General features: G+C 46.8%; 8 protein-coding genes. All 8 read right to left on the bottom strand.

All coding sequences use genetic code 11. The features are described 5' to 3' along the window. Positions 1-96: 96 nt before the first annotated feature. Positions 97-1,215: a Gfo/Idh/MocA family protein gene (locus L0659_RS25690; protein ID WP_235129480.1), complete on the bottom strand. Its 1,119-nt coding sequence runs from the start codon at positions 1,213-1,215 to the stop codon at positions 97-99. Positions 1,216-1,251: 36 nt separating this feature from the next. Continuing rightward, positions 1,252-1,407 (bottom strand): hypothetical protein, encoded by a 156-nt coding sequence (locus tag L0659_RS25685; protein ID WP_235129479.1) that lies wholly within the window; start codon positions 1,405-1,407, stop codon positions 1,252-1,254. Positions 1,408-1,468: 61 nt separating this feature from the next. Then, on the bottom strand, positions 1,469-2,203 hold the full coding sequence (locus L0659_RS25680; protein ID WP_235129478.1) for a ThuA domain-containing protein: 735 nt from the start codon (positions 2,201-2,203) through the stop codon (positions 1,469-1,471). 48 nt (positions 2,204-2,251) lie between these two features. Next, the gene (locus tag L0659_RS25675; RefSeq protein WP_235129477.1) at positions 2,252-5,788 is read right to left on the bottom strand and encodes a PVC-type heme-binding CxxCH protein; all 3,537 of its coding nucleotides are present in this window, start codon (positions 5,786-5,788) and stop codon (positions 2,252-2,254) included. A 38-nt stretch (positions 5,789-5,826) separates the two neighbouring features. Next, positions 5,827-6,528 (bottom strand): DUF3823 domain-containing protein, encoded by a 702-nt coding sequence (locus tag L0659_RS25670; protein WP_235129476.1) that lies wholly within the window; start codon positions 6,526-6,528, stop codon positions 5,827-5,829. Between the two features lie 28 nt (positions 6,529-6,556). Beyond that, on the bottom strand, positions 6,557-8,479 hold the full coding sequence (locus tag L0659_RS25665; protein WP_235129475.1) for a RagB/SusD family nutrient uptake outer membrane protein: 1,923 nt from the start codon (positions 8,477-8,479) through the stop codon (positions 6,557-6,559). A gap of 17 nt (positions 8,480-8,496) precedes the next feature. Next, positions 8,497-12,000, bottom strand: a complete 3,504-nt coding sequence (locus L0659_RS25660; RefSeq protein ID WP_235129474.1) for a TonB-dependent receptor — start codon at positions 11,998-12,000, stop codon at positions 8,497-8,499. 252 nt (positions 12,001-12,252) lie between these two features. After that, the gene (locus tag L0659_RS25655; RefSeq protein WP_235129473.1) at positions 12,253-13,440 is read right to left on the bottom strand and encodes a FecR family protein; all 1,188 of its coding nucleotides are present in this window, start codon (positions 13,438-13,440) and stop codon (positions 12,253-12,255) included. Positions 13,441-13,465 lie beyond the last annotated feature (25 nt).

Here is a 13,465-nt window from a genome sequence, read left to right as displayed (position 1 = left end):
CGGTCGAAGGCGCGTTACCAAGGAGTAGCGCGCCTTCGACCGCCCGGCGGCCCGGTCCGCTCAGGCTGACAGCACTAGGGCCCAGGCTGACAGCCGCTACGCTTCGAAACTAGGCACATTAACCCGCACGCCGCCTTTCATGGCGGACTCGTGTGCGCATATGCCTGCGCAGGTGTAATTGGCTGCCAATGCGGCGTCAACCGCAGAATCACGTCCTTCAACGATGGCGGCTACAAATTCCTGAACCAAATGCGGGTGCGATCCACCGTGGCCTGCGCCTTGCAGGAAGGAAACGTGGTTCGGGTCGTCGATTTTTTCGCGTTTGGTGAAATGTTTGATCGGCTCAATGAGTAGCTCGTCCGTATCGGGCACATCAATGCGTTTTGCATTTTCGCCACCATCAAAAATGATATGACTTTCATCTTGCAACTGTTCCCACTCGAATGACATTTTAGTGCCGTAAACATCGTAGCTCTCACGATATTGACGTACAACATCGAATAAAGAACGTGTAGCTTCTGCAACCACGTCCGAATTTCTCAGCGTGAATGTTGCCGTTTCCACTGCAAACGGCGAGCCATAACGACTGGCCAGGTCCTCGCTCAACCGGCCTGATCCGTGGCATACAACCGTTTCGGCAATGGTGTTATTGATTTTCAAAAGCGGGGAAATCGCGTGCGTTCCGTTCAGCATCGGCGGGTAACCCTTCCAATATTCGCCCCAACCTTCCATACTCATATCCTGAATGTGCGACCCGCGAACAAACTGAATGCGGCCCAGTTCACCGGTTTCAGCCAGTTTCAAGCCATATAAAAACTCACGCGTGTAAAGCGCGGTTTCCATCATCATATATACTTTGCCGGAGCGGCGTTTTGCTTCCACGATGGCCGTGCAATCTTCCACGGTCATGGCCATCGGAATGGTGCAAGCCGTGTGTTTGCCGGCATTTAATGATGCTAATGTCATTTTTGCATGCTCGGGGACCGGTGTTACCACGTGGATAGCGTCCACATCTTCGCGCTTGGGAACATCGTCGAAATGTTCAAAAACCAGGTTCGGGTCCAGATTGAATTTGGCAGTCAGTTCGTCACGAGTTTCTTTGCTGCGCGTACAAATTCCTACGGCTTTGATGTTCGGGTGACTTTGGTAAATGGGGATAAACTCTTTTCCAAAACCCATTCCAACAATAACGACTGTGATTTGCTTCTGACTCATTTTTGTTTTGTTTTTGTTTGTGTTTAGTTGTCTGTTCTATCTCTCTATCTCTATCTCTATCTCTATCTCTATCTCTATCTCTATCTCTATCTCTATCTCTATCTCTATCTCTATCTCTATCTCTATCTCTATCTCTATCCCCAGGTTGAAACCTGGGGCCATGAAATCAGAAGTCCCGATGGGACTGTTCAATTAAATGGGGCAATCCATATTATTGCCCCGGGTTTCAACCCGGGGATCCGAATCAACAGGATTATTGGCCGGATGCCCATTGAACGGCATTCCGCAAAATAGTTTGATAAGGTGCTATGGTGTGCGATGCGGCATCATGGCCTAATGCAATGCCGACAATCCTGCCTTTTGGATATTTTACAATGAAGATGCTTGGGAAAACTTTGTCCGAAGTGGCCGCTTTCGCAGTTGCCAGAACTTCTATCGGTGACCCTGATTCATCCGGAATCTGATAATACAGCTCGTCATCCAGGTGAAATGTTTCCGGCACATTCTTGGTAACCGGGTGCTTTTTAGTGATTTTAACATCAAAAGGACCGTATTTATCATGTCCTTTTGAGCCGCCGCCAACGAGTTTTTGGTTGTATTCAGGCCAGTCTTTCCAGTTATACCAAAGTGCAGGATGTGCCAGGACCAGACCTTTGCCTGCATCTGCAAATGCGAAAATGGCTTTCCGGGTTGCATCATCCGCAATGGGCTGATTGTTAGCCAATAAAAGCACGTCAATGTCCTTTAATTTTGGCAAAATCGTTGTCGGATCGCTCGTATATTCAACCGTTGCAAATCCATCTTTTTGCAGCGTTTCTACGTCCGTGCCTTTATACCATTTATCAAAATCGTGAGAAGAACCGCCGCCTACCAGTAAAACGCGGATGGCTTTTTTAACAGGTTTATCAAAGTTATTCCCTGCATTTGCTGCTACAACAGCAAGCAACAGCATCATAGTCAGGGCAGTTTTTAAAAATTGATTTATCATTTGAATAATATTAAAAGTTGAGCTTCTAGGTTTAAAAGGCCTTTTGAGTTATTTAACTACCCGCAAAATCCCGTTCATTCCGCGCCAGTGACCCGGAAATGTGCATACATACGTGTAATCACCGGGCTCGTTAGGAACCGTAAATTCCAATGTGACCGTTTCGCCGGAATTGACAAGTCTGGTTGCAAATAAAACCTCCGGAACTTTTGGAACATACTGCTTCTCAGCAGCTTTGGGGTCGCGTAGCATTTCGTCTGCGGCTTGACCAACCTTTTGCAATGTTCCAGGCTTGATAATGACCAGATTATGCTGCATACCATCCGGGTTTTCGAGATTGATCACTACTTTCTGTCCGGCTTTTACAGTTAGCTGCTTTTTATCAAACTGCATAATTTCCTTTTCCACTTTCAGCTCAATAACCGTCGCGTTAGAAGACTTTGCTGTGTTGGAATTGGAAGTTTTCTCAGAATCCATAACCATTGCATTCCCTTCCGACGGCCGGTTCAGTTCCAGCGACGCTTTTTGAAAGTTGCCTGCAAATCCAAATTTATCGCCATAAGAACCGATCTTGTCTTCCCCTTCCATATCCTCGCCGGTGCGGACAGAGTTAATAAGCGGCGTTGCAAACAGCATATGTGCCTTTCCCTTCGCAGCCTCTTTGCCGTCAATAGCAATGGTCATGTCACCTGTTTTGGTCAAACTGGCTACCACATCGAATTTTTCGGGAAGCGGGTCGCTGGTTGCAGCCTGGCTCAATGTACCATGTTGCTTTACGGCAAAAACGAGCTTTCCATCCTGAATATACAATGCATAACCACCCTCTTTACCGCCCTGCCCAGCGATGAAACCTTGCAATGCTTTGTCCTTTGCTTTGGTAATGCTTGCTTTAATGGTGATTTCTTTGCCGGACACATCAGGCGGATATTGCAATGTATTCCGTCGGCCCAATGGATACACTTCCTTTGAAAGCGCTTTGGTAACCTGCTCGGCAAATGCGGATTTACCCGATTGCTTTTGCGAAGCAGCTAAAAATCCTGTTTCATGGCTAATAGCGGCCGCCAATAATGCTTTGGACAACCACGGATCTTTCGCATTCTGCTCGTCCAATGCTGCCTGATAAACTGCTTCACCCACTTTTTCCGAAGCCGGCAATTCTATCAAAGCAACAAAAACACTCAAACGCGTATTCAGATTAGCGTCGTTCATGCCTTTTTGAAGCATTTCAAAACTCTGCTCATTTTTGGGCAAAACACTTGCCGCTGCTTTCCGGACGCCCGCGGCCGGGTGCGTCAATGCTTTGCTGACAACCTGTAACGCCTCCGCATTGGAACCGTCCAGTACACCTAGTCCGTGCAATGTCCATAATGCGTGCACAGCTGGGCTGTTTAGTCCTATTTCGTCTACTTTCGGATTATTAATGATCTTGTACAAATCAGGAACAACGGAAAGTTTTTTGGATTCTACCAAAAGTCGCTGTGCGGTCATGCGCCAGAACATATTGTCGTTTTCCAATGCTGCTACAAGGCCGGGCAGATCATCTTTGGACAATTTCATCGGCGGCGCTTTCTTGCCGTTTTTATAAATAACCCTGTAAATACGGCCATGATTCAAGTCGCGCATGGGGCTGCTGAATGCGTTTCCAGGCCCTTGCGGCTGTTCTTTGAATGGAATAATGAACTCCGCGGGAGATTGCGCCGGCACGAATACATTGTGCTGAATGATGAAGTTATACCAATCCGCAATCCAGACCGCCCCATCCGGGCCGGTTTCTGCCTGCACGGGACCAAACCATTCGTCGGAGCTCGCCATAAAGTTCCAGCCGTCTTTTTCCTTAAACCCTGCCCCATCCGGTTCCAGAATGGCTTTATGCACGAGACGAATTGTGGGTTCAGAAACAAATGCAACGCGGTTCCAGTATTCTTTTGGAAAATTTCTGGCTGTGTAAAAACGATGTCCAGCCGCTGATGTAAACCCTCCTACCACGTCCACTTGCCGCAAATTTGGTGTCAGCGAATGTGCATCGTAATGTCCGTCGATTTTTTGAACGGATAAAACCGGAGGCTGATCGTCTCCGATCGTGCGCTGCATATACTGCCCGGGGATTGAGTAGTACGCGCTATGCGTGTTATTGGCCGTTGACAGAAACACATTGTTATCTTCCGTCATGCCTAAACCCCAGGTGTTGTTGCTGCTGCTTCCGAGGTAAGCAAACTCTTTTCCGTCGGGTTTAAAATGGTAAACACCTTGTGAAAAATTCATTTTCTTACCATCAATTGCGCCTTTAAAACCTGAATAGCCCAACACGCCCCAGATTTTGTTATCAAATCCATATTGCAAATTGGACGGCCCGGCGTGCGTATCATTCTTGCCCCAGCCTGTCATAATCACTTCACGGACGTCGGCTACATCATCGCCGTTGGTGTCTTTCATGAAGACAAAATCAGGCGCCATCGAAACAATGATCCCGCCGTTGGAGAAAACCATGCTGGTCGGAATATTCAGCTTATCGGCGAAAACGGTGAATTTATCTGCTTTTCCATCACCATTTGTGTCTTCACAAATTTTGATCCGGTCATTGGCTGCGCCGTCTGTTTCTTTGAATGTGTTGGGATAATCAACCGATTCTACAACCCAAAGTCTTCCGCGTTCGTCCCAGGCCATGGCGATGGGATTGGTAATGTCGGGTTCGGCAGCGAAGAGTTGTATTTCAAAATCGGCAGGGACCTGCGTTAGTTTGTTGGATTCCGATGACGAAAGCGATTCCTGCATTTTGGGAACGACATGCCTTTTGGTGTAATGAGAAATCGTGTCTGACTGGTAAATGTCTACATCCGGCAGTTTCAATGCTGCAATCTGTGCCTTAACATGGTCTCCTACTGCCCACAAAACGCCATTTCTAACCAAATCCAAAAATCCTTTGTTTGTCCACGTGCTGTCTTCGTGACCGTATGCGGTGTAAAAAACGCGTCCTTTTCCTTGGTTGCGCACCCAGGTGTAGGGCTCGTGCACATCACCTTCCACGCGCTCGCCGAGGACAGTTTTATCAGGATTCAGGTTTTTGTGCACATAAGTTTCGTCCCAGGTTTCAAAATCGGTTATCCCTTGCATTACAGGATGGTCAGGTTTTAAGATTGTGTTTTTGAAACTCCCAACCTTATGCGAGGCAAACTGCGCCCCAATGGTTTTGATATACCAGCTTGAATTTCTGAAACAGCCCGAAGCGGAATGCAGCGGAATGAGGCCCTTGCCGCCCTCGACAAAGGCCTTCATTGCGCTTTCCTGCGCCGGAGCAAGTGAATCATGATTGGCATAAATGATCAGGCCGTCGTATTTTTTCAGGTTTTCAGAATTAATGTCATTGAGATCGACGGTGTAAGTCATGTTGATCCCGCTTTTGAACAATTTTACTGAGAGCCAGGGCGCATATTTTCCCGAATCGTGGTGCTTGCTGGTATGTCCGAGGAAGAGCACTTCTGCCCTCCTGCCCTGCGAAACACCGGTCTTCGAGCCGGAAGAACCCATTTTACTTTTTGCGCACCCTAAAACAAATAACCCGATAAGCAATATCAAACTGTACTTCCTCATTAACTAAGCTGTTTTAATTCACTTTACGCCTCTTCTTCTCAGAATTCGACTTTTTGAACGGGTGAAAAAATCATATCCTCTACATCCTTAATCTTCACGCCAACTCTTGCAAACACATATTTTTGCGTCGGAACAAGGGCCGGAATGTCGGTTGTCACCGTGATCGCATTCAAATCTTTGACGTCCGCGCCCTCAATATCGGTCACGCCCACATTGGTTGACCGTGAAACGAATTCTGTTTTATTGATAAAAAGCGAAACACGTTCAATGGCCTTCGCGTCTGCTCCGCTAATGATCTTTTCCAGCTTTAATGTTGCTGTAACCTTGTTTTCGGCTCCGGCAAATTGCGGCGTGCGGATCATATAGTAAGGCATTACTTCCAGGTCCAGCTGTTGATTGCCTTCCAGCGTTACAAACAAAGTGTCTTTTGCAGCTGCGTCTTTTTCCAGTGTTTTAAACGGCCCTCTTCCCCTTGGTACAACCAATTTATATTTACCATTGAAAAGCAATGCGGAATAAGAACCGTTCTGGTCGACCTGCGTATCGATGGCCGCGAGCTTACCAAAACCGGGTTGCCAGAGTTGCAGCCTTACCTGGTTATATTCCACGCCAATAGGTTCGCCATTGTACACGATCCGGCCTGATAATGTTGATTTTGGCTCGGTAAAATTGTCCTTTGCGCATGCCGAGATAAGGAAAAGCAACGCCAGGAATGGTATAAAATGAGATCTGATTTTCATAATAGCTGATCTTTTTGAATGTGATGGCCTAGTGATTTGGGTTCCGTACGATCTTCGGATTGTTATTGACGACTTCGTCCGTGATCAGCGAATAATAATTCCCTAACTGGAAACGGTCGGCTCCGGTTACACGGCTCAATTTCACTGGTTTATAAATCCATTTGCCATTGTTAGCAGATCCCGGCTCATACACTTTGTAAGGCCACAGTGCCCAGGGCTGCGTATTTCTTTTAGTAGCTTTTCCAAGGTCTTTTGAAAGATCCGCTGCACTGATCGCATTGCCATCCATAACGATGTGGGCAATTCTCCAACGCTGGATATCAAAGTGATAATGTCCTTCAAAAGCCAGCTCAACGCGCCGCTCGTGCGCGATGCGATCGAATGTGATATCTCCGGCAACGAGTGGTTTTACCAATCCGGCCCGGGCTCGCACCTGGTTCATGTATTCCGCTGCTACGGCAGGTTGTTTTAATTCAAATGCGGCCTCGGCTGCGTTCAGAAGCACTTCTGCATATCTGTAACGGATAAACCAGACTTCACTGTTAACCCCGCGCTGCCCTGATCCTACAACGGGATCCAGATATTTTCGAAGGTAAAAACCAGTTTGTGCAGTAAATTCAAAACCGTCGATAGGTCCGTCGAAGCCAACAACTTGTTCGGGAACCGTTTTGCCTGGCAATGTTTTCTGTGCGCCACGGTCGTCGCCGCTTACGATGGAGCCGTTTCCAAGCTGAAAGCCAGCCCAGATGTCGACGGTTCTGCCTTTGAATGTGGTTCCGGGTAACATTACTGTCCCAGCCAGTCTTGCGTCGCGGCCTTCGAAAATGTCGGTTTGATTGGCATAATAAATCGGCGCGCCGGCTGCATTGGTTGTCGGGATGCGGGCAAATGTGTTATCCAATTTTTCAAATGCTTCGACAAAATTCAGTGATGGATTAATTCTTCCCCCTTCTTCTTCCTCAGCACCATAGCGAGGCTGGTTTGAGCCTGTGAAATAATGCACTTTGCCACTTTGGAGCTTGTAATCGTCTACAAAAATCGCTTCCGAATTATTTGCTTTGTCGTAGAATATGCTGGAAAAGTTTTCAGCGAGATCAGGCTTTTTGTTGTAAAGCGCATAGGCGCCCGCGCTGCCGCTGATGATTTCTTTGGCTGCTGCCAATGCTTTGGTATAATAAATCGTAGCTAAATTTGCAGGAATGCCCACTTCACCGCCAGGCAATGAAACCGATGGTGTATTCACCCCATATTTGGCAAGTGATCCTGCATAAAGTGCTGCACGTGCCTGCATTGCCAATGCTGCCGCCTGCGTCGCCCTTGATTTTTCACCGGCATTGGCAGGAAGTTTAGCTTTAATTTCTTCCGCTTCTTTGATTACAAAATCATAAATTTCTGACTCCTTGGCCCTGGCATGTTGCAGGTAAGTAGGATCTCCGCTGAAATCATAAGTCATGGGTTCCAGGATCAATGGAACACCGCCCATGCGTTTTACGAGCTCGAAATAATAGGAAGCGCGGAGAAAACGTGCTTCTGCCAGAAAACGGTCTTTAACAGCGGGAGATAATTTTTCAGCGGCTTCGCATTTTTGAATAAATAAATTCATCTCACGAATGTAGCCGTAGTCCCAGATCGACCACGTGTTGAAATCCCAGCCACTGTTTTGGAATTGATTATAACGGCCTGATTCAGACCAGAAAGCTTCATTGAAATCCGCCACCCGCGTCCAGCCGGTCAGAGGATCTAAGCCAGGCCGTTCAAAATCGCGGAAATTGCCCAGATCGACGTAACGGTTGTATAAGTTTCCCAGCAAAGAAAGAACTTGTCCTTCGTCACCCCAAACTTGTTCTTCTGTCAGAATGTTTGTAGGCGGTCGGTTCAGGAATTCATCGTCATTACAACCCCAGCTTAGCAAAAGCAATACAAACACTGGTATATAAAATATCTTTTTCATCGCGAAATACGGGTTTATTAGATTGAAATATTGATCCCTACGTTGACAAACTTGTTCTGCGGATATTGCAGACCGTTTTCTTCGGAGATCTCCGGATCGATGCCAAATTCTTTCAAATTGTCAATTGAGAACAAATTGTAACCATTGATATAGATCCGCGCACGTTGCAGCTTCACTTTTTCAAGCAATGTTTTTGGCAAAGAATAACCCAGTTCAATGGTCCTTGCACGGATATATTTCACATTGTGAATCCAGAATGTCGAATTACGCTTGTAGTTGCTGTGTCCGCCATCATTGTAACGCAATGCCGGATATTTGCCCGGGATCCACTCACTATTCAGGTCAAAAGGATCTGCGCGGTGCCATCTGTCAAGGAATATTTTGTTCAAAGCGCCATCATTCTGATACGCCCAACGCTGCTCCCAGTTTTGGTTCCAGGAATACATCGCGCCGCCTGAAAAGTCTGCATTGAAGCTGATTCCTTTCCAGGTAACCGCAAAATTCAAGCCGAAGTTAATGTTCGGCTGACCGTCTGTGGTGTAACCAATTGGCCTCTGATCCAAGTCATTGATCACATTATCGCCGTTAATATCCTTATAGATCAGGTCGCCGGGAAGCAATGTGCGGTTGCCCTGTTCGTCAATGTTAACCGGATATTCATTGATTTCCTGCTGCGACTGGAACTGTCCGATGGTTTCATAACCCCAGTAAACTTTGTTGTAACGGCCTTCGGTTGAGTTGCGGTATTGGTCCCAGGAATTGTTAAAAACCGGCTTATAAGAAGAAACAAACTTGTTGCGCGAGAATGAAACGTTTCCACCGATGGAGTAACCAATTTCGCCCGATTTACCATTATAAGTCAATGCTGCTTCCCAACCCGCCTGCGAATCGCTGTTCACGTTTTCGTCCGGCAAGCTGTATCCCAATTCACTGGGCACGAGCAGGTCATATTTACGGCCCAAAAGTCCGGTTCTTAACCGGTAAAAGTAATCCAGCGAGCCTGTCAGCTTTGTTCCCATCAGCGAAAAGTCTGCGCCAATGTCTGTGATTTTACTCTTAAACCAGGAAATGTTGTTGATGATCTGGCCCTTATCGCGTGAAGTAACAACGGCCGTTCCACTTAAAATGGCGTTACCCTGGTTGTAATTGTAGCCCGGCAAATAAGCGTAAGGATCCAGAGGACGGTTGACATCATTGTTGAAGAGAATGTTGTCATCCCCCAAAATTCCATAAGACGCACGAAATTTAAGATCATCCAGAAAGCTTCTTGTGCCAATTATATTCTTGAAAAATTGCTCTTCCGTGATCCGCCAGCCAACCGATGCAGACGGGAAATAACCAACCCGACGATCCGGCGCAAACTTCCAGGAAGCATCCCGACGCGCAGAAACTTCAACATAATATTTACCTCCATAATCATAATTTACCCTACCGATATATCCTATACGCGCAAGCTGATTATCCTTGTCGTCATAGGTGTCCATCGTCGCGAAATACATGAGCGGAAGCACATTGGTTTTCGGAACCGAGTGCGCCCATTGCTCCTGATCGCGTTCTTCCTGGCGTTCTGCTACGAAAGTGGCGCCCACTGTGTTCTTACCAAATGTGTTGTTATAGTTCAATTGACCTTGGTATACATTGCGCATAATTTTCTGAGTGCGCCTTTCTCTCCAAGGGTTCGTGCTTCCGCCGGTTACTTTGTAAGTGTCGTCCGTTGGGTTGTAAGTGTAGGCCTCATAAGTGTATTCGTGACCATTCAAAACACGGTCTCCGATGTAGTAGGAATACATTCCCCTGGCAACCAAGCCCTTGACACCCGGAATTTTGTATTCAGCTGTCATATTGGTTTGCAATACGCGCCAGATATCCGTTTGGTAACCGCCTAGTCTTTTGTTGTTATAAGCCCAGTTGGTTTCGTTGTGCTTGATATCATTGAGATACAATGGATTATCATTCGCATAAGGACGCTCAAACGGACGGTTTCGCAGAATGGCAAAACGGGGTAGCCAGTAATCATCCCCTCCCGGAATCCCAGGCTGGTCCCGGGTTTCGATCCGGCCATTGATCTGAATGCCAACTTTCAGGTTATCCGTGATCTTGGCGTCCACATTGCTTTGCAGGTTATTCCTTTTGAAAGTAAACTCACGTCCCAAAACCGAATTCTGGCTTAAACGCGTTGCCGAGATGTAGTACGAAATTTTGTCTGATCCACCGGTCATATTGATATTGACAGATGTCAGCGGCGAATTCTTTTTAACAATGAAATCTTTCCAGTTAAAACTTTTATAGCCCATTTCGGTGCCCGCTTTGTATTTGTCGAGCTCGGCTTGGGTAATCGACGTTTTGCCATACTGGTTCATTTCCGCTTCTGCTTTGCCAAGCATCCACTGGTATGAATCGTTAACCACATTCGGGAATCGCGACCAGTTTTGCCAGCCAGTATATGCATCCAGATTGATTGTATTCTTAGTCCCGGTTTTGCCTCTTTTTGTTGTCACAACCACAACCCCATTTGCCGCCCGAACCCCGTAAATAGCCGCAGAAGCATCTTTCAGCACGGTAATGCTTTCTATATCGTTGGGTGAAATGTTGTTGAATTGCTTATCATCCTGCTGGATTCCGTCAATGACAAAAAGCGGGTTTCCCATGTTCCTGATCTGCACTGTCGCAGCCGCACCCGGGCGCCCGTCGGGCATCCTGAATGTTACGCCGGGAATTTTTCCGGCTAGTCCCGAGCTTACTGTTGAACCACCATGTACACGATCCAGATCCTTGCTGGTTACCGTTGCAATGGCACCCGTAAGCGATTCTTTTTTCTGGGTTCCGTAACCGACGACCACCACTTCTTCAAGCGATTTGTCATCCACTTTAAGCGCGACGTCAAAAGTGCTTTGAGCACCCGTAACCAGCACTTCCTGTGATAAAAACCCTACAAATGAGAAGATCAATGTTGTTTCTCCGTCGGGAACGGTGATCGAATATCTACCTTTTTCGTCGGTCAATGTCCCGGTCTGGGTGCCTTTGAGCACCACGCTTACACCGGGCAAGCCGGCTCCCGCTTCTTCCTTAACCGTTCCTGTTATCGTTTTCTCAAATGCAGATTCGGCTGATGTAAAAGCAGTTGCTTCCACAGCAGCCTCAGTGACTTTTTCGGGCTGATTGTCCGGTCTGATAACGATCAGGTTATTTTTCGCCTTATAATGCAGCTCCATGGGTTTCAAAAGCGCATCTAAAACGTCTGCTAATGCCCCGTTTTGCGCTTTTATAGAAGCTCTTCGTTCTGACTGGATCAGTTTGGAGCTGAAAACGAACTTTACATTGGTTTGCTTTTCCAGTTGTCCAAGGATCTTCTTAATGTCCTCGTTCTGAATGTCAACCGTAACTTTCTGGCTCAATGCAGATTGAGCTCTTCCATCATGTGCCCATGAGATGCCCACAAAGAGGCCCGCCAGGATACATTGAATGACTGTTATTCGCATGAGTGTGATGAGAAAGTCTTCAAGTCGTCGAACTTTTTTCATATTTTTGAATGAATTTGTTGGTTAAGGAGATTTATTCAACGAAATCTTCCCTTGCATCCCCTGCAAAAGCGGATGTAAAGTAATGTCAGTTACTTCGGGGAATCCTGAGATCAGTCATGCTGGAACATGGCTGGTCTTTTTTTGTGTCAAAGCGGATAGGTTATGTCATACGCGGCGCCATTTTGGTTAAGATGTTTAATGTATATATCCGGCAATTGTTCAATAAAACTTTTTGTTTTTTGCTTCGGCTTCCTACTTACAGCCCTTCCCTACTATCCAAACCTGATTATCCTTGATCTCATACTGTGCATCCAGTGCATTACAGATCGCTTCCAGTTTTTCCCGGAAAGGCTGGCCTATCAATGTCGCATTCAACGTACAATTGCCCATTTTGACCTTGTCATAACTGATTTGTACATTATACACACGCTCCAAAGTTTCGAACACCTCATGAACAGGTGTTTCGTCAAAAACAAAACCTTGTTTCAGGATATCCATATCCACAACCGCTCCCTTCGCTTGATTGGCGAGCTTCACGATCTTGCCGTTATCCTTTGAAAACGCAATTCTTTGGTCCTGGCTGAGCGTGATCCCGGTCAGTTCCGGTTTATCCGATTCTTCATCAATTTCCTTTTTATCCAGATTGTTGATGGAGAAAACAGAAACAGTCCCTGTTTTAACCTCCACCCGGATCTCCTTACTGGCTTCCGAAGCATCGATCATGAAACTGGTTCCCAGCACTTTGGTTGCCAAGCCATAGCTGTAAACCAGGAAGGGCCTTTCCTTGTTTTTGACAATTTCAAAAAATGCTTTTCCTGTTAATGTAACTTCCCGGCGATTCGCAGCGGGAACGTCGGAATAGCTCAAATGTCCGCCTGGCTGCAACACCACCGAACTGCCATCTGCTAGCAGGATTGTCAGCGGCTTTTTCGTGGCGTTATACTTTTGAATAACATCGTTAACGGCAACCTGCTTATTACCAGCACTCAAACTTACGCGACCGTTGCCCTGCTTACAATAAAACCAGTAACTCACGGAACCGATGCTCAGGATAAGCACCGCAGAAGCCGCAACCCTAAGCCAGCGCCAGCCTGAGATAACCCGTTCCGCTTCGGCAGGCTCATCAACATTTGAATGCCACTTCTCTGAATTGTGCATTTGGCTTTCCACTGCGTTCCACATCCGCACGCTCTGAGTTTCTATGGGCTGGTCTCGGCCGGTGTCTTTCGCCAGCAGGATCACATATTCGCGGGCCGCATCTATTGTGCCTTTCTTTTCCGGGTAATTTTCCAGGAAAAGCCTCCATCGTTCATTATTATTTGCGTCGGGATGCATCACCCATGCGATAAATTCATCGCTTCGGATCAGTTCCGTCAGAGAGTAAGGATCATGCGTCATATCGGCGGGATGCGGATTTCGTCTTTCAAAAGGAAAGAGCATTGTATTCACGAAATGACCCCTCGAA

It is taken from the genome of Dyadobacter sp. CY347 (assembly GCF_021502655.1).
In the GTDB taxonomy this organism is placed as follows: Bacteria; Bacteroidota; Bacteroidia; order Cytophagales; family Spirosomataceae; genus Dyadobacter.
This window is presented reverse-complemented; position numbering and strand designations above follow the sequence as displayed.

Excerpts from the sequence above, each read along its gene's own strand:
- L0659_RS25690 (WP_235129480.1), bottom strand. The coding sequence starts at position 1,215 with ATGAGTCAGAAGCAAATCACAGTCGTTATTGTTGGAATGGGTTTTGGA.
- L0659_RS25680 (WP_235129478.1), bottom strand. The coding sequence starts at position 2,203 with ATGATAAATCAATTTTTAAAAACTGCCCTGACTATGATGCTGTTGCTT.
- L0659_RS25675 (WP_235129477.1), bottom strand. The coding sequence starts at position 5,788 with ATGAGGAAGTACAGTTTGATATTGCTTATCGGGTTATTTGTTTTAGGG.
- L0659_RS25670 (WP_235129476.1), bottom strand. The coding sequence starts at position 6,528 with ATGAAAATCAGATCTCATTTTATACCATTCCTGGCGTTGCTTTTCCTT.
- L0659_RS25665 (WP_235129475.1), bottom strand. The coding sequence starts at position 8,479 with ATGAAAAAGATATTTTATATACCAGTGTTTGTATTGCTTTTGCTAAGC.
- L0659_RS25660 (WP_235129474.1), bottom strand. The coding sequence starts at position 12,000 with ATGAAAAAAGTTCGACGACTTGAAGACTTTCTCATCACACTCATGCGA.
- L0659_RS25655 (WP_235129473.1), bottom strand. The coding sequence starts at position 13,440 with ATGCTCTTTCCTTTTGAAAGACGAAATCCGCATCCCGCCGATATGACG.